This window comes from Erysipelothrix enhydrae, assembly GCF_035066605.1.
GTDB classification, from domain to species: Bacteria; Bacillota_I; Bacilli_A; order Erysipelotrichales; family Erysipelotrichaceae; genus Erysipelothrix; species Erysipelothrix amsterdamensis.
In genome coordinates this window covers 1,038,099-1,054,537 of record NZ_CP125807.1, presented here as the reverse complement: position 1 = coordinate 1,054,537, position 16,439 = coordinate 1,038,099, and the positions used below count along the sequence as shown (strand labels likewise).

The following is a 16,439-nucleotide window of genomic DNA, read 5'->3' as shown; positions in this document are numbered from 1 at the left end:
ACATGCCAAATTGGCATGTTTTTTTATATCATCTTAACCTTGTAATAAACATCCTCTTGTCCTTTTGTGACCGGAATCATCTCAAATTCATAATGATATTCACGATGAACATCCAAAAACTGAGGATCGTGCTTTGATAACCATCCGACAACATCAACTGCCACAATACATGCTACACAGTCATCATTGGTTCTACACGCCCCAACATTAAGTGGTAATCGATCAGACTTGATCATAAGGCCTTTTTGCAATGAATTCGTCAAGGAAGCCCAAAAGATTTGCGTATGATTTTTATACGTCTTTGGACTTACTTCTTCTTCGATAACTTCCTCATATACAGCCAAACCGAGATCGTCATTTAAATTTTGATAATTCGCATGCGGACCTTTTCCAAAATAGTGAAACGCGTTATATGACGGTTCAAGAGGAATCTTAAATCCAATCATCGACAGACCCGAATGGATTGAGGGCTTAAACGATTGCCGCACCCATACACGTCCATCTGCGTAGACTTTATAAATTGTATGCACTACAGAACCATTTGCAAGCACACTACGAACCGTAATGCGAACGCGCGAATCATTTACAACTACAATTGAAAAATGCTGTGTCGTCGATTCAACGGCTTCCTGCGACCACTCACGTGTAAACGAATTCCAATGTTCGTTATCTTCATAATTCATCGGTCCACGATTACACAGTAGACTCATCGGCCGACAAAACAACATTTCATCATGAAAACAATACGAATCCATAAAACCCGTTTTTTTATTAAAAGACAGTGAAAAATATTCGCCGTATACATCACATCGCTCTTGTGACTCCACAACTTTAATAGCGGCATAATCATCCGCCATTGAAACCTCTTGCTTCACCAAATGATGAAGACGCAATTGATGAGACAACACATCCTCATCTGTGTAAGGATCTTTAACATAAAGATTTAAGTGATACATTGCATCAAATTCATAAAAACTTGGTGTATTTACAGGTACTTCTTGAATTTCCCCCACCCCAATAGCGATCGTTACGGATGATTCTGATCCTAAAATTCTGTGCCCATCTTTAAGCACACACGACCGAAACACCGCATGTTCCGTATTTAAGTGTTTAAAATTATTACGAACACTTATGGTTTTTGTTTTGGGATTAAACTGGCTAAAGGTTAAGACTTGGTATCGAGGTGAGAAATGACCCGATAACTTACCCTGACACCATTCGTGAAGTTCATCCAATTGATGTTGTATTGGACATTCCAGATGTATATCGAAATCTTGCCTTTGCGATCGATCACAATCTGTATTCCTTAGTCTTTGAGCCCTACATTCTTGCCTATCTGCTCGAAAGTCATCACCAAAACATCCGCTTAGTATATGACCCTTAACTTTCGGAATACTTATTGCTTTATTTTTAGAGCTACACGGAAGTTCATCTTCCTGACTCTTTAGTTCTATTTGATCGCATTTCATGATTTCGCCTCCTTATAAAAACATGCATCTGAATGCGCTTTCTAAAAAGATACCACCCTAGACTGGTGATGTCAAATATTAAATGCTTCATGAGCGAATAAAAGCATAATCCTTTATATATATACCCCCTGTGGTATAATAGTTTTGTAATAATAAGAGGTGGACAATGATGTTTAATGAAGCATTACAGAAACTTAGGTCACCGAGGTCGTTGATGAAACTTGCGTTATTTTCGATTTTCTTTCTCGCAATCTATACGCTGATTGATTCCTTCAACCTCAGTTACCGTGAGATGATACTTGAATATGGTATGTATCTCGTTATTATCAATGTGTTTATAAATCTATTAATGGCAGTTCTCAGTGGTCTCTTAATGGTTTTAAATACAATTATGGTGGATCTAAAAGGTATCGAAAGTAAAGGTGCAAATCTCAGCTTTGTATCGATTCTATTCGGAATTCTTACCTACGGATGTACCCCTTGTGTTATTGCATTTTTCGCAAACATCGGAATTGCCTTCTCAGTCATGGCCCTTCCGTTAGCCGGACTTCCGTACAAATTACTTTCATTAGTACTAATCCTTCTCGGACTTGTCTGGACACGTTATGAAATCAATAATACAACATGTAAAATAAAAGCACCTACTGCATAGGTGCTTTTTATTTTATTGTATCTCGTTATCGAGACTTAACGATGAGATTGATTGCATCTTGAACGCGTTCATGATCACGACCCGATTCATCGACACAATCCAGTAGATTGTCTACTGCAATCAGTTTAATAATACGATCAACGCTTGATCGTACAGCCGTTAATTGAACCAAGACATCTTGACAGCTCTCACCTTCTTCAAGCATACGCGTAACACCTCGTATTTGTCCTTCAGCTCGTTTTAAACGGTTTAATAATTGTTTTTCACATGTCATTGTGACATCGCTCCCTTATAAATCGACATACCACCCATTACATTCACAACTTGAAATCCTTGATCCGAAAGAAAACGAGATGCTTCTTGAGAACGCTGACCGGTTAGACAAATTATATGATACATCTTGTCCTTCGAAAGTTTCTTATACTGATCTGCCAATTCACCAAGTGGAATATTTAGCGCGCCTTTAATATGACCACTTTCAAACTCCCACACATCCCGAACATCAATGATATTCAAACTTTCGTTACGATTTAACTGTGACTCTAATTCTGGGGTCATAATAGTTTTATACATACTGATACCCTTCCTAAAAAATATAATGTGGCATAAGCCACATTATATCATATCTTTACAATTATATTTTACTGTCTAAGTATTTTTCAAGTGCTTGTTTTGGTTGGAATCCACTGATTTTTTCAACAGGTTCGCCATCTTTAAACAAGATCATTGTTGGTATACTCATAACATTAAATTCCGTTGCAGTTTGGCGGTTTTCATCAATATCTAGTTTCGCAACTTTGATTTTACCTTCATATTTTTCTGCAAGTTCATCAATTACAGGTGCAAGCATTTTACATGGTCCACACCACTCAGCGAAGAAATCTACAAATACGAGTCCCTCTGAAGTTTGTTCTTTAAAGTCTTTATCTGTTATATGTAATGCCATAATTGTTACACTCCTTTTGGTTATTTACCTTATGACTCTATTATACCCCCTACGGTATAATAGTAAAGTGATTTGCATAAAAAAAGACAATCTTTTTAAAGATTGTCCCGATCCTTATTCATTGTGATCCTCTAGATCATTAAAGCGTTGTAAGTCTTTTTCTTCGACAAGTACAAAGAAGAGGTCCCCTTCACGCACTTTATATTCTGGACTCACAAGAATTTGAAACTCTTGATTATTATCACACTTCATACCAAGAATATTAAAACCATACTCTTGACGAAGGTTTAAGTCGTTAATGCTTTTACCATACCATGATGAAAGTGCATGAATCTCGACAATATTGTATCGATCATCAATTCTCAAGGCATCTATTACACTATGTTTCGCAATCTCATTTGCCAGTCGTTTTCCCATTTCTACTTCTGGTAACACGACACGATCAGCACCTACTTTTTTCAGAACTTCATAGTAATCCATATTTTTTGTTTTCACAATAACATGTTTACAACCCAACTTTTTAAGATTTAGAACACCGAGGATTGTGGATTCCAAACGTTCTCCCGACGCAATAATTGCGATATCGGCATTTGCGACATCCGCAGCTTCGAGTTGTTCAAGTTTGGTGAAGTCGGCTTGAACAGCATGCTCTACTAAATTCGCTACTTCTTCAACACGTTCCATTTTCGAATCCATCGCAATAACATCAACTTTATGTCGCGCTAATGTTTTCGCAATCGATGCTCCAAATAATCCAAGCCCTAAGATAGCAACAGTTTTATTTGTCATTATTTCGCTCCTTTATCCGATTAAGACATTCCCTTCAGGGTAACGAATTAACGGTTCTTTCTTTTCTGCACGGCCACCAAACGAGAGGAAGAATGTTAATAATCCAATACGTCCAGCAAACATTAATACGATTAATACAATTTTACCAATCACAGTAAGATTTGGTGTAAGGCCCATTGTAAGACCTACAGTACCAAAACACGAGAATACTTCTACCAACACATACTCAATACCGTAACGTTCAGGTATCGTTTCTGTTATCAGAAGTATGAGTGAAGCAAGTAAGACCATAATAATCCCTGCAAATACAATTAAGAGCGCCTTCTCTACTTTTTCATGAGAGATGGATCGATTCTTAAAGTGTGTTTGTTCATCTCTTAACTTGGCACGAACAAAGAGTACAATGGTAGCAACGGTCGTAACTTTAACACCACCACCGGTTGAACCCGCTGAAGCACCAATAAACATTAAGAGAATTGTAACAAAAATACCCATTGACGAAACCGTCGCATAGTTAACATTCGCATAACCTGCCGTACGCGGGGTAATCGCCATAAACAGATAATTTATAAGTTGCATATGGAATGGTAAATCCGCAAAGGTTCCATTGCGACTTTCACTTAACCAAAAGAGTAAAAAACTTACGCCTAAGATTGACAGTGTTGTAATCAGTGTAATTTTGGTATGCATAAGTAATTTACGATTCCGTCGATATGATAACACATCACGCCAGACGATAAACCCTAAGCCACCCACGACTATAAGTCCACCAATTGTGAGAATCACAAGTGGATTTTGAGTAAACCCTTCTAAACTATCCCCAAATAAATCAAATCCAGCATTACAAAATGCGGATATACTATGGAATACAGAGAAATAAATACCTTTTAATAAACCAAATCTCGGAATAAAATCAATCGCTAAAAGTGCCGCACCAATTGCTTGAATCGTAAGTGAAAATCGAATAATATATCGAATTAAGAACTGCGCATCCGATAGGCTATCCGTATTAATGGCTTCACGAACAATCAAACGTTGACGTAAGTTTAAACGTTTTCCTATAAAGACAAAAAACATCACGATAATTGACATGAACCCAAGTCCACCAATTTCAATTAAAGTAATGATCACCGTTTTTCCAAAATAGTTCCAATGTTCTGCGGTATTAAGCGTAACCTGACCGGTCACACATACTGCAGATGTCGCTGTAAATAATGCATCCAAAAAGTTTGTTGCATGGCCACTTTGACTTGATATTGGCAAAGACAACAAGGTCGCACCAACAAGAATTGTTAGTGCGAAACCAAGTGCAATATATTGAGGAATTGTAAGTTTTTTAAATTTACGTTTCATTTTTTCAACCTCAACCTCGATAATGAACGCATAAGAGCAAGTTGAGCACGTTTTAAATCAAGACCATCTTCATACTCTTTCTTTTCATTCAGACGCTTTTCAGCACGAATTCGTGCCTGTTCAGCTCGATGGAAATCAATTTCTGCTTCGCTCTCGATTGTAGCAACCAAAAGGGTTCCTTGATTGTTTTCAAACGTAAACAAGCCTTCTGAAACCGCAAAATTCTCTTTTCCATCTTTCGATTTTGTATACATTGTTCCAATTTCAATTGGCAATACAATTGCCATATGTTCTTGGAGCACCGTGCGTTGTCCGTCAGAAGTTGGGAGTGTGATGGATTCCACATCAACACTCCGGTATGCTCCCTCTGGTGTAACTATTTTTAGATTAAACATTTTCTTTTGTTACGCCTGCCTTGCGGTAAACGTCATCGATTGTAGATGCAAACAAGAATGCTTGTTCTGGTAAGTGATCCACTTCACCCTCTAAAATCGCTTTAAAGCTACGGATTGTGTCAGCAATTGGCACATAAGAACCCGGAATCCCGGAGAACGTTTCCGCAACAAAGAACGGTTGGGACAAGAAGTTACGGATCCTACGCGCACGGTTAACCGTTAACTTATCATCTTCACTTAATTCGTCCATACCTAAGATTGCAATAATATCTTGTAAATCTTTATAACGTTGCAAGATTTTTTGAACCTCTGTCGCAACATAAACATGCTCTGCACCAACAACATCTTCTGATAGAAGATTACTGCTGGATTCAAGTGGATCAACCGCTGGGTAAATCCCTAGAGCTGCAATATTACGATCCAATACTGTTTTCGCATCTAAGTGCGTAAATGTAATGGCAGCAGCAGGGTCCGTAAGGTCATCAGCTGGAACATAAATCGCTTGAATTGATGTAATTGATCCTGATTTTGTTGAAGTGATGCGTTCTTGTAATTGACCCATTTCTGTAGCAAGTGTTGGTTGATAACCAACAGCAGATGGCATACGACCAAGTAAAGCCGAAACCTCTGAACCTGCTTGCGTAAATCGGAAAATATTATCAATGAATAATAAAACATCCTGTTTGTTTTGATCACGGAAGTTTTCAGCCATCGTTAGAGCGGATAATGCAACGCGCATACGTGCTCCAGGTGATTCATTCATTTGACCATAAACAAGTACAGTATTTTCAAGAACTTTAGCGTCCTTCATTTCGTGATATAGATCATTTCCTTCACGAGTACGTTCACCAACACCCGCAACAACCGAAAGACCACTGTGTTCAATTGCGATATTGTGAATTAATTCTTGCATTAGAACAGTTTTACCTACACCCGCTCCACCAAAAAGGCCAATTTTTCCACCTTGTGGATACGGACAGAGTAAATCAATAACTTTGATACCTGTTTCTAACACAGTATTTGTAGTTTGTTGATCTTTAAAGGGTGGTGCCTCACGATGAATTTCATGCATCTCAACACCTTCTGTGCTGAATGTTTGTTCATCGATTGGTTCTCCCAATACATTAAACATGCGGCCTAAAATTTCTTTTCCGACCGGAACTTTGATCGCAAATCCTGTATCCTCAACTTCGAGTCCACGAGACAAGCCATCTATAGGACCCATTGAGATACAACGCGCTAAATCATTACCAATATGTTGTGACACTTCAAGAGTGACATCCATCGATTCATGTTTTACTTTTAAAGCATTGTATAGTTTTGGCATGTTCACTTTTTCAAAGCGAACATCCACAACAGGACCTACAATTTGTACGATACGACCTTTCATCTAAGAAACCTCCATTCCAGAAACAATTTCTGATATTTCTTGTGTGATTGCCTCTTGACGCACTCGATTATACTTGCGGCCAAGATCGTCAATCATATCTTGAGCACTATCAGTTGCTTTTTCCATGGCAATCCGACGTGTTGTATGTTCACTAACTTTTGAAGTTAGATATGTAAATTTAACGAGACTCATCAGTGATTGTTTAATCATCATTTCCGATGCTTCTTCAAAGCTTGGTTCATAGATGACATCATCACGACGACCACTTGATTTTGTATTCAAAATATGAAGTTTAAACTCGAGGGTCATCGCATTTTCATACTCGGGTATGATAGCGACAATTTGATGTGTTGATACAAACGGATTAATCGTTTTAATAATATCGTGCAGTTCAATACGTTCACTTGACACCTCAGGATTAATGATGTTTACACCTCGTGTTTGTAAAAAATCGTAGGCTTGTGCACCAAGACTAATAACCATGTCCTCTTCACGATAAACTTCTAATAGTTTCCGTGCTAAACCTTGAGTATATGCTGAACATAATCCAAGATCTGGCATTACGACAAGATAAAGTCGTGGTGTATCATCAATAATCGCTTCATCAAAATGAATAAATTGTTCTGAAACTTTAGTAACAGCTTCATAGTAATCTTTGAACTCACTCATCTGGTCACGATAGCGTTGTAGTTTACTTAAGGAAACAAGTTTCATCGCCTTAGTAATTTTTTGAGTTGAAGTTATGGATTTTATACGTTTTTTTATACCTGAAGTATTAGGCATGATGCGCCGCCTTAAAATCACTTATTTCTTCATCAATAATTGTTTTCAAATCTTCAATTAACGCATCATCCAAGACATAGTCTTTTTTAATACGTTCGAGTACATCTGCATGTGTTTGAACAAAACGACCATGTAAGTGTTTCTCAAACGCTAAAACTTCTTTAACCTCTAATTGGTCAAGATAGCCATATTTGTTTAAGAACATACTTATAATCATCAACTCATGTGGTGTCTTTGTAAGCGCACCTTGTTTAAGAAGCTCGGTTAAACGACGACCATGGTCAATCGTTTTTTGCGTTGCTTCATCAATATCTGAACTAAATTGAGCAAAACTCAATAATTCATGATACGTTGCAAGTTCAAGTTTTAGTGACGATGCTACATGTTTCATTGCTTTAGTTTGTGCTGCTGATCCTACACGAGATACAGACATTCCACTATCTACGGCAGGACGAACACCACTGTTGAATGAATCAAGGTTTAAGAATAATTGACCATCTGTAATTGAAATTACATTTGTAGGGATATAAGCTGAAATATCACCTGCTTGCGTTTCAATAATTGGTAACGCAGTCATTGAACCGCCGCCGTAATTTTCATTAAGTTTAGCAGAACGTTCGAGTAAGCGTGAGTGAAGATAGAAAACATCCCCAGGATACGCTTCACGACCTGCTGGTCTTCTTAATAGCAATGAAATGGTTCGATAAGCAACCGCATGTTTAGAAAGATCATCATAGACAATAAGGACATCTTCGCCATTATCCATCCAATGCTCTCCAATTGCACATCCTGTATAAGGTGCAAGGTATTGCAGTGGTGCTAATTCACTTGCAGTACTTGAAACAACAACTGTATAGTCCAATGCATCATGTTCTTTAAGTTTCTCAACAACCATCGCAACAGTCGAAGCTTTTTGTCCAATTGCAACATAGATACACTTCACATTTTGACCTTTTTGATTCAAAATAGCGTTTAAAGCAATACTTGTTTTACCCGTTTGGCGGTCTCCAATAATTAATTCACGTTGACCTTTTCCAATAGGAATCATTGAGTCAACAACTTTAATTCCAGTATGAAGCGGTTCGTGCACTGATTTACGCGTCATAACACCTGGAGCTACACGTTCAATTGGACGTACATCTACAGTTTCAACAGGTCCTTGACCATCAATTGGTTGACCTAATGCATTAACAACACGTCCTAAAAGGGCATCACCAACACCGACTTCGATAATATGGTTTGTACGGTAAACAACATCCCCTTCTTTAACGAGTTTATCATTCCCTAAAAGTACAACCCCTACTTGGTTTTCTTCTAAGTTTAGAGCTAAACCAAATACTTCATCATTGAAACGGAGCATCTCACCAGATAGAACTTGATCTAAACCACGTACGAAGGCAATACCATCACCGACTTTGAAGACTTTACCAACATCAACATTGGCTTCATCAAATTCGATAGTACTAATTTTTTCCTTTAACATCTGTAAGATGTTTTCAGTTTGGTTACTCATTCTCTAATCCTCCCTGGTTTAAGATTCGATCCAACTTACTTTTAATACTTGTGTCATAAATATCATGGTTGACACGAACCACAAGACCATTAATCAACGAATCATCAACATGATATGCAATTTCAAAAACACCTTTGTATCGTGCTTTCAAATTATGCATCAATTGGTCTTTTTCGTCCTCAGTTAAAACATTTGGACTTGTAACTTCAACAACATTGAGATGCTTACCTTCTTCAAGGAAATCACGATATTCGCGTACAACACGACTAAAATCGCTCATAAGTTTCGCATCTTGAATCATGCCAAGAAATTTCACAACCTCTTGAGGAAATGATTTTCCCAATTCATTCCATACTGGTGTCAACGCATTCTGATCTAAAAACGTCGCTACCATAATACGATTAAATTCTTCATCGTTCAAAAATTCTTGAAATGTTTGTAACGCTTCATAGAATTCGAGAGGTTTACGTGTTTCAACCCCTACTTGATAAAGTGCTTCTGCGTAGACTTTAGTACTTATAATCATAAGCATTCATTTCCTTCGCAAGATCATCCATCATCTTCGTATTATTAAGTGCTGTATCTTGTAAAACCTTACGATTTACATCTACTGCAACTTCAAGCATGTACTGTTGAACTTCTGTATAAAGTTTTTTCTTTTCTAATTCATATTCTTTTTGCAATGCAGCCTGACGGCGATCGATTTCTACCTGAGCAGACGCAATAATATCTTTACGTTTTGCTTCAGCATCGGCCATCATGTCACCTTCAATTTTTTTCAGGCGCTCCATTGCGACAACATACTCATGACGTTGTTCTTCTTTAAGTTTTTTTGATTCTAGCTTAAGTGCTTCTGCTTCTTTTACTTCGCTCTCAATTAATTCCGAACGTTTTTCTAAGTATTCTTGAACAGGTTCGTGTAAATATTTTTTATACATCAAATATATTACGAATGTAGCACCAAGCTGAGCTGCCATCGTCAAGAGATTTGGCATTAACTTTTGTGCAATATCGATAGTCATAGAACCCTCCTAATATCTTACTAAAATACAAAGATTAACAAGAATGAAATTAACATACCATAAATAGCAGCTGTTTCAGCAATACCAGCACCAAGAATTAACATAGCACGGATTTTACTTTCTGCTTCTGGATTTTTTCCAACTGCTTCTACAGCTTTAGCCGCTGCATAACCTTGTCCAATTGTTGAGAAAATCCCTGTCATAACCGCTAAAGCAGCAGCAATCGCTACTAACCCTCTACCAACACTAACTGTATCCATTTTAAATCCTCCTTATTCTGAATACTCGACAGCAATTAAAATTGATGTCAATGAAATAAATATAAATGCCTGCAAAAATGCAGAAAATAAATCAAAATATAAATGCAATACTGGGGCTACTATAACACCCATAAAGTTGAATCCACCAATTACTGGAACAAAACTACTTAACCACGCTGTAAACGTATAGAGTAATGTCATAATGACCGTTCCCGATAATACGTTCCCAAATAAACGTAATGACAAACTTATGAGCGGTGCAACAGTACCGAAAAAGTTTGGAATTACAAACGGGAAGAATGGTTCAAAGAAACCTTTGATATATCCCTTGGCACCATTCGCGTCAATCTTTGCAATTTGGATGAGAACAAACGTTATAATTGCGAGAACGAGTGTAACACTATAGTTACTTGTCGGTGCTTCTAATCCCGTTAAACCCATCATATTTGCTAAGAGAATGTAAATAAACACACTCCCAATGTACGCCGCCATGCGCTTCCCATGTTTTTCTCCCATGTTCTGCACAGTAAACGTAGTTATGGTTTGAACATAAAGAACTGCTTTAAGGGCTAATCCTTTCGGACGTTCCTCAAGCGTTAAATCTTTAAGCTTAGTACCAATAACATAAAACAAGGCGGAGACAGCAACTGTTAAGATCAAGACTGAATAGAGTTCACTCTGTACCATGCTTATTCTCCTTTGTAAATAATCCCGACATAAATAATATGAGTCGATCAATCAAATACGATGCCGCTAATGCATACGGGTTAATTGCATTAGGAAACATAAATGCAAGCAATAGTGGTAACCATAAGATTACAAATACAAATATGATGTACCGTACATATTTACCTACAATAAACTGATCTTCATCGAGAATAATCGCATAAAATTTTTCTCTGAAAAATCCTAGCGTTAATAGACATGCCCAGCCAATGAGCCAACCAAGAGTCATTCGCCAATCAAAGAACATCAGAATCATTGCCACAATCGCAATCACACCAACTTTAATTTTCTTTGCCATAAGCACCTCCATAATCTCAAAAAAACCCCGTTTTGTTCGCATCCACTTTCTGTAAAAAAAGTTAGACATTCATAACGGGTTATCGACTCCTTCATTCAACACTGTGAATACGGGTAAATCGTAACACATTGAAGGTTATTTTTCAATGAATAATGCACCGTGGAATGTACAACAACAAGGAAATAAAAGGCTTAAATTTGCCCATATATAAATAGGATAGAAAAACCGACTTTTCGACGACTAATTTTAACACAAACTTAACAATTTAAAGTTGTATTTTTATTGTTTATTGACAGTATGCTTGATAATCAATAAAAAAAACTGCAATCATCTCTAACAGATGACCGCAGTTTCACATTATTTATTCGCTTGCGAAAGCGGAATCATTGAAAGTTGCACACGTTGTTTTGCTGCATCTACATCAACAACCCAAACCTTCACAACATCACCAACCGCAACGACATCCGTTGGATGCTTAACAAACTGATCACTTAATTTAGAAATATGAACGAGTCCGTCTTGTTTAACACCAATATCTACAAATGCTCCAAAGTCGACGACATTACGAACGGTACCGTTGAGTTCCATTCCCGGTTTCAAATCTTCCATTGTTAAAACATCAGAACGTAAAAGCGGACCACTCATCTCATCACGCATATCGCGTCCTGGAGCAATCAACGCTTTAAGAATATCGCTGAGTGTCTCTTTACCTAAATCGTATTTCTCAGATAATTCATTGATTGATAACGACTCTAAGTGTTTTCGTGTCGCTTCCGTCCCTAAGTCTTTGAGTGCAATTCCCTCATCACTTAAAAGTTGTTTCGTGATGACATAGGTTTCAGGGTGAATTCCAGTATTATCTAAAATGTTTTTCCCTTTAGGTATGCGAAGAAATCCGATTGCTTGCTCAAATGATTTGGGTCCTAAACGTGGTACTTTTTTAATTTTTGTACGCGAATCAAATGAGCCATTTTCCTCACGGTACGATACAATATTTTGCGCTGTAGTTTTCGTTAATCCCGCAACATGTTCGAGTAATTGCGGACTTGCCGTATTCACATCCACACCAACTTGGTTAACTGCTGTTTCAACCACAAAATCTAACTGGTTTGATAAGTTTTTCTGACTAACATCATGTTGATATTGTCCTACACCAACAGACTTCGGATCAATTTTAACGAGTTCTGCTAATGGATCTTGAATTCTTCGTGCAATACTTACCGCAGATCGTTGTTCAACTTGAAGATCCGGAAATTCTTTACGCGCAATGTCACTTGCAGAATAGACGGATGCACCAGCTTCATTAACGATCAGATAGAACGTTTTGGTTTTAACATTCTTAAGGTTTTCCGCGACAAAAACTTCAGACTCACGACTTGCGGTACCATTACCAATCGCAACCATATCAACCTGATATTTTTCTATGAGATTAACAAAAATTTGTGCAGCTTCACGTTGTTTATGCGCTGGTGCAGGATTATGTGGATAAATAACATCAATTGCTAGAACTTTACCAGTTTCATCAACGATAGCAAGCTTACATCCTGTACGATAAGCAGGATCAAATCCCATAACTGTACGCCCTTTTAAAGGTGCTTGCAATAACAAATTCCGTAGGTTTTCACCAAAAATTGAAATTGCTTGTTTATCTGCTTCTTCGGTTAACATATTGCGCACTTCACGTTCTATCGCAGGTTTTATAAATCGCTTATAACTATCTTCGTATGCATCTCGAACCATTTGAACGGTTGGCGAATCGGTTTTATTCGCGATGATTTGATGATCCAGATAACGCATGATTTTGGTTTCATCTACAACAATATCAACTTTAATGACACCCTCTTTTTCGGCGCGATTCACCGCTAAAACACGGTGAGAAGCAGCATTTTTGACGGGTTGTGTAAATTCATAATACATCTCATACACATGACGTTCATCTTTCGATTCATCTTTAAGTGCTGTCGTTAAAACACCGGTTTTGATTGAAAAATCACGAATCCATTCGCGAAATGCAGGTTCATCCCCAACACGTTCCGCAATAATTTCATGCACGCCTTGGTATACTTCTTCCAGCGTATTTAACTCAAATTCATCGCTTAGATACGGTGTTCCGTTTGTTTCAAGGTTGAAATCATAAGGACAGGATAAAACGTAATCGGCTAGTAGCTCCAAGCCTTTTTCCTTAGCAATTGTCGCCTTTGTACGACGTTTTTGCTTATAAGGACGGTATAAATCTTCAACTTTTTGAAGTACTGTCGCTTTACCGATTTCTAACGCCAAATCATCGGTTAACTTACCTTGCTCATCAATAAGACGCAACACTTCCTCTTTACGCGATTCTAATGATTCAAGATATCGATGACGCTCTTCAATTTCACGAATTTGTACTTCATCCAGTGTTCCCGTAACTTCTTTACGGTAACGCGCGATAAAAGGTACTGTATTACCATCAGCTAATAATTTTAAAACCGCATCAATTTGATGCGGACCGTACTCTTTAAGCTCTTTCTTGAGTAAATCAACTATATTTTTTTCCATTTAATTTCCTCACTTCTACCCCTATTTTAACACACCTTAATCAAAATAAAAAAGCGTGTATCACGCTTTTGAAAATTCTGCTAGTAAGCCTTCATATACAACCTCAAACGCTTCAACTTTCGTGAAATCATAAGGTTGCACAAGATAATTAGGGGTTTCCCAAAACACAAGATTAGCCTGTTCCATAACCTCCGCGACAAACTCTGAGCAATAATACCCATTTTCACGCGCGATGCGACGGTTAAACGCCGCACCAACAAGCCCCACAAAATTATAGTGGTATGCATCCATATTTTCCACAAACACCCCGACATTTGCCTTTAAAAGTGCATACGTCTCCGATTCAACATCAAGTTTAAGAACCAAACAACGCGTATTCTTAAATCGCTTAAACGTTCCCTCGTAAAAACTCTCCTTCACAAACCCTCCCCAAAAAGGATTGTGAGGTTGTTTCCGACCAAAACTATACAGCGTATGCAACGAAGCATCAAATGATATTGAAACATGATTATAAGGAGCACCTGTAACCATCTTGATAATTCGAGTTAAAAGACTCCCTGTATCACTTAACACAATATAAACTTCTTTACGTTCCACAATTCACCTCAAATATTAATGAAAATATTATAGCACAACTTTTAACGCAATCCAGTCACCTTGCCATCAACATAATCCATATCCACCGCATTTGGATGCTTTGGTAAACCAGGCATCGTTAAAATGTTGCCGAGTAACACAACTACAAAGCCTGCACCCGCTGCTAATCGGACATCACGCACATGAACAGAAAAGTTTGCAGGTGCATTGAGTTTTTTAGGGTCATCACTGAATGAGGTTTGAGTTTTCGCAATACAAATAGGAAGACCACTAGGGTATCGTGCTTCAATATCCTTAAGTTTCTCAAGAGCAAGATTCGAATAAGATACGGAATCCGCACGATAGATTTCTTGCGCTACCGTTTCGATTTCTTGTTTAAGATCCCTGCTTAAAGGGTATAGAGGTTTAAATTGAGATGGTTTGTTACACATTTCAATCACAGCACGTCCCAAGGCTTCACCACCTTTTCCACCTTCAGAAAATACGCTCGTTAAGATTACTTCGCATCCAAGCTTATCTCCCAGCTGAATTAAGTATTCGATTTCTGCGTCTGTATCCGATTCAAATTGATTAATTGCGATGACGACATTATCAGAAAACTTTTTCAAATTTTCAAAGTGTTGAATTAAATTTTTTGACCCTTCCTTGAGCGCTGCGACATTTTCGCTACTTAATTCAGAAAGTGCGACACCACCATTATATTTAAGAGCACGAATTGTCGCGACTAAAACTGTGGCATCTGGGACTAGATTTGCGCTTCGACATTTTATATCATAAAACTTCTCAGCCCCTAGATCAGCCCCGAATCCCGCTTCTGTGACAACATAGTCGCTTAATTTGAGAGCCATGCGTGTCGCAATCACTGAATTACAACCATGCGCAATATTCGCAAACGGTCCACCATGAATCAAAGCGGGTGTATTCTCCGTTGTTTGCACTAAATTAGGTTTCATTGCATCTTTTAGAAGCAACGACATTGCACCCACCGCATCAAAATCACGAGCCGTTAAAACAGCTCCATCAAACGTATAACCCACAACAATACGACTTAAACGTTGTTTCAAGTCATCCATATTTTCTGCCAGACATAAAATCGCCATAATCTCTGACGCTACCGTAATGTCAAAAGAAGTTCGATGTGAGACACGCTTTCCAATGATTTCCAATTCACGTAAGGAACGATCGTTCATATCCATAACACGATGCCAAACAATACGATGCGGATCAACACCCATCTCATTTCCATGATAGATATGGTTATCAATTAAAGCAGCAAGAAGGTTGTGTGCGGACGTAATCGCATGGAAATCTCCTGTAAAGTGAAGATTAATATCATCCATCGGTACAACCTGAGCATAACCACCACCCGTTGCACCGCCTTTCATACCAAAACAAGGACCCAAAGAGGGTTCGCGTAGGGCGCTGATTGCAGATACCCCCAAACGGTTTAAAGCCATCGAAAGACCAATATTTACCGTGGTCTTCCCTTCGCCAGCTGGTGTTGGGTTAATGGCAGTCACAAGAATTAACTTCCCCTTCTCAGGACGTTCCATAATATCCAGTGACAGTTTCGCTTTACTTTGTCCGTAAGGTTCAACCAAAGACGCAGATACACCCAGTTTATCCGCCACGGATTGGACCGGTATCCTTTTCGTCATTTCTGATATCTCTACATCTGTTTTCATAACATTCCTCCTTAAATATAAGA

Annotated in this window: 19 protein-coding genes; 1 reads left to right on the top strand and 18 read right to left on the bottom strand. The window is 38.1% G+C overall.

The genetic code is table 11. The features are described 5' to 3' along the window. Positions 1-23 precede the first annotated feature (23 nt). Complete coding sequence (locus tag LLS04_RS05255; protein ID WP_323610639.1) at positions 24-1,469, bottom strand: beta-galactosidase small subunit-related protein; 1,446 nt, start codon at positions 1,467-1,469, stop codon at positions 24-26. Between the two features lie 166 nt (positions 1,470-1,635). On the opposite strand from LLS04_RS05255, the gene LLS04_RS05250 reads away from it, so the two are divergent. After that, a complete protein-coding gene (locus tag LLS04_RS05250; protein ID WP_323610638.1) occupies positions 1,636-2,121 on the top strand; it encodes a hypothetical protein in 486 nt (161 codons plus the stop codon). Positions 2,122-2,146: 25 nt separating this feature from the next. Here LLS04_RS05250 and LLS04_RS05245 read toward each other — a convergent pair whose 3' ends face one another. The 17 genes from LLS04_RS05245 to LLS04_RS05165 all read right to left on the bottom strand — a co-directional run bounded on the left by LLS04_RS05245 (position 2,147) and on the right by LLS04_RS05165 (position 16,416). Further along, on the bottom strand, positions 2,147-2,395 hold the full coding sequence (locus tag LLS04_RS05245; protein ID WP_003775485.1) for a metal-sensitive transcriptional regulator: 249 nt from the start codon (positions 2,393-2,395) through the stop codon (positions 2,147-2,149). After that, positions 2,392-2,694 carry a rhodanese-like domain-containing protein gene (locus LLS04_RS05240; RefSeq protein ID WP_323610637.1) on the bottom strand — a complete coding sequence of 101 codons (303 nt, stop codon included), beginning with the start codon at positions 2,692-2,694 and terminating at the stop codon, positions 2,392-2,394. The genes LLS04_RS05245 and LLS04_RS05240 overlap by 4 nt, the downstream gene beginning before the upstream one ends. A gap of 61 nt (positions 2,695-2,755) precedes the next feature. Then, the gene (gene trxA / locus LLS04_RS05235; RefSeq protein WP_003775489.1) at positions 2,756-3,067 is read right to left on the bottom strand and encodes a thioredoxin; all 312 of its coding nucleotides are present in this window, start codon (positions 3,065-3,067) and stop codon (positions 2,756-2,758) included. A 114-nt stretch (positions 3,068-3,181) separates the two neighbouring features. Then, positions 3,182-3,856 (bottom strand): potassium channel family protein, encoded by a 675-nt coding sequence (locus tag LLS04_RS05230; protein WP_123171800.1) that lies wholly within the window; start codon positions 3,854-3,856, stop codon positions 3,182-3,184. Between the two features lie 12 nt (positions 3,857-3,868). Next, positions 3,869-5,209 (bottom strand): TrkH family potassium uptake protein, encoded by a 1,341-nt coding sequence (locus LLS04_RS05225; protein ID WP_323610636.1) that lies wholly within the window; start codon positions 5,207-5,209, stop codon positions 3,869-3,871. Next, entirely contained in the window at positions 5,206-5,604 is a 399-nt protein-coding gene (gene atpC, locus LLS04_RS05220; protein ID WP_003775494.1) for an ATP synthase F1 subunit epsilon, read from the bottom strand. The genes LLS04_RS05225 and atpC overlap by 4 nt, the downstream gene beginning before the upstream one ends. After that, complete coding sequence (atpD, locus tag LLS04_RS05215) at positions 5,597-6,994, bottom strand: F0F1 ATP synthase subunit beta (protein WP_323610635.1); 1,398 nt, start codon at positions 6,992-6,994, stop codon at positions 5,597-5,599. Before atpD ends, atpC begins: the two co-directional genes overlap by 8 nt. Next, on the bottom strand, positions 6,995-7,777 hold the full coding sequence (locus LLS04_RS05210; protein WP_254007316.1) for a F0F1 ATP synthase subunit gamma: 783 nt from the start codon (positions 7,775-7,777) through the stop codon (positions 6,995-6,997). Next, positions 7,770-9,290: a F0F1 ATP synthase subunit alpha gene (atpA, locus tag LLS04_RS05205; RefSeq protein ID WP_254007315.1), complete on the bottom strand. Its 1,521-nt coding sequence runs from the start codon at positions 9,288-9,290 to the stop codon at positions 7,770-7,772. The genes LLS04_RS05210 and atpA overlap by 8 nt, the downstream gene beginning before the upstream one ends. Continuing rightward, entirely contained in the window at positions 9,283-9,822 is a 540-nt protein-coding gene (atpH, locus tag LLS04_RS05200) for an ATP synthase F1 subunit delta (protein ID WP_323610634.1), read from the bottom strand. Before atpH ends, atpA begins: the two co-directional genes overlap by 8 nt. Beyond that, positions 9,800-10,312: an ATP synthase F0 subunit B gene (locus LLS04_RS05195; RefSeq protein ID WP_323610633.1), complete on the bottom strand. Its 513-nt coding sequence runs from the start codon at positions 10,310-10,312 to the stop codon at positions 9,800-9,802. Before LLS04_RS05195 ends, atpH begins: the two co-directional genes overlap by 23 nt. A 20-nt stretch (positions 10,313-10,332) precedes the next feature. After that, on the bottom strand, positions 10,333-10,572 hold the full coding sequence (gene atpE / locus LLS04_RS05190) for an ATP synthase F0 subunit C (RefSeq protein ID WP_323610632.1): 240 nt from the start codon (positions 10,570-10,572) through the stop codon (positions 10,333-10,335). Between the two features lie 12 nt (positions 10,573-10,584). Next, positions 10,585-11,259 carry a F0F1 ATP synthase subunit A gene (locus tag LLS04_RS05185; RefSeq protein WP_003775507.1) on the bottom strand — a complete coding sequence of 225 codons (675 nt, stop codon included), beginning with the start codon at positions 11,257-11,259 and terminating at the stop codon, positions 10,585-10,587. Further along, on the bottom strand, positions 11,246-11,596 hold the full coding sequence (locus LLS04_RS05180) for a hypothetical protein (RefSeq protein WP_323610630.1): 351 nt from the start codon (positions 11,594-11,596) through the stop codon (positions 11,246-11,248). Before LLS04_RS05180 ends, LLS04_RS05185 begins: the two co-directional genes overlap by 14 nt. Positions 11,597-11,953: 357 nt before the next feature. Beyond that, positions 11,954-14,134, bottom strand: coding sequence for a Tex family protein (locus LLS04_RS05175; RefSeq protein ID WP_323610628.1), 2,181 nt, complete (start codon positions 14,132-14,134; stop codon positions 11,954-11,956). A gap of 60 nt (positions 14,135-14,194) precedes the next feature. Further along, entirely contained in the window at positions 14,195-14,731 is a 537-nt protein-coding gene (locus tag LLS04_RS05170) for a hypothetical protein (protein ID WP_323610627.1), read from the bottom strand. Between the two features lie 41 nt (positions 14,732-14,772). Beyond that, positions 14,773-16,416 (bottom strand): formate--tetrahydrofolate ligase, encoded by a 1,644-nt coding sequence (locus LLS04_RS05165; protein ID WP_323610626.1) that lies wholly within the window; start codon positions 16,414-16,416, stop codon positions 14,773-14,775. Positions 16,417-16,439: the final 23 nt, after the last annotated feature.

What these genes read in the sequence shown, in the direction of transcription:
- LLS04_RS05255 (WP_323610639.1), bottom strand. Translation starts at nt 1,469, where the DNA reads ATGAAATGCGATCAAATAGAACTAAAGAGTCAGGAAGATGAACTTCCG.
- LLS04_RS05250 (WP_323610638.1), top strand. Translation starts at nt 1,636, where the DNA reads ATGATGTTTAATGAAGCATTACAGAAACTTAGGTCACCGAGGTCGTTG.
- LLS04_RS05245 (WP_003775485.1), bottom strand. Translation starts at nt 2,395, where the DNA reads ATGACATGTGAAAAACAATTATTAAACCGTTTAAAACGAGCTGAAGGA.
- LLS04_RS05240 (WP_323610637.1), bottom strand. Translation starts at nt 2,694, where the DNA reads ATGTATAAAACTATTATGACCCCAGAATTAGAGTCACAGTTAAATCGT.
- trxA (WP_003775489.1), bottom strand. Translation starts at nt 3,067, where the DNA reads ATGGCATTACATATAACAGATAAAGACTTTAAAGAACAAACTTCAGAG.
- LLS04_RS05230 (WP_123171800.1), bottom strand. Translation starts at nt 3,856, where the DNA reads ATGACAAATAAAACTGTTGCTATCTTAGGGCTTGGATTATTTGGAGCA.
- LLS04_RS05225 (WP_323610636.1), bottom strand. Translation starts at nt 5,209, where the DNA reads ATGAAACGTAAATTTAAAAAACTTACAATTCCTCAATATATTGCACTT.
- atpC (WP_003775494.1), bottom strand. Translation starts at nt 5,604, where the DNA reads ATGTTTAATCTAAAAATAGTTACACCAGAGGGAGCATACCGGAGTGTT.
- atpD (WP_323610635.1), bottom strand. Translation starts at nt 6,994, where the DNA reads ATGAAAGGTCGTATCGTACAAATTGTAGGTCCTGTTGTGGATGTTCGC.
- LLS04_RS05210 (WP_254007316.1), bottom strand. Translation starts at nt 7,777, where the DNA reads ATGCCTAATACTTCAGGTATAAAAAAACGTATAAAATCCATAACTTCA.
- atpA (WP_254007315.1), bottom strand. Translation starts at nt 9,290, where the DNA reads ATGAGTAACCAAACTGAAAACATCTTACAGATGTTAAAGGAAAAAATT.
- atpH (WP_323610634.1), bottom strand. Translation starts at nt 9,822, where the DNA reads ATGCTTATGATTATAAGTACTAAAGTCTACGCAGAAGCACTTTATCAA.
- LLS04_RS05195 (WP_323610633.1), bottom strand. Translation starts at nt 10,312, where the DNA reads ATGACTATCGATATTGCACAAAAGTTAATGCCAAATCTCTTGACGATG.
- atpE (WP_323610632.1), bottom strand. Translation starts at nt 10,572, where the DNA reads ATGGATACAGTTAGTGTTGGTAGAGGGTTAGTAGCGATTGCTGCTGCT.
- LLS04_RS05185 (WP_003775507.1), bottom strand. Translation starts at nt 11,259, where the DNA reads ATGGTACAGAGTGAACTCTATTCAGTCTTGATCTTAACAGTTGCTGTC.
- LLS04_RS05180 (WP_323610630.1), bottom strand. Translation starts at nt 11,596, where the DNA reads ATGGCAAAGAAAATTAAAGTTGGTGTGATTGCGATTGTGGCAATGATT.
- LLS04_RS05175 (WP_323610628.1), bottom strand. Translation starts at nt 14,134, where the DNA reads ATGGAAAAAAATATAGTTGATTTACTCAAGAAAGAGCTTAAAGAGTAC.
- LLS04_RS05165 (WP_323610626.1), bottom strand. Translation starts at nt 16,416, where the DNA reads ATGAAAACAGATGTAGAGATATCAGAAATGACGAAAAGGATACCGGTC.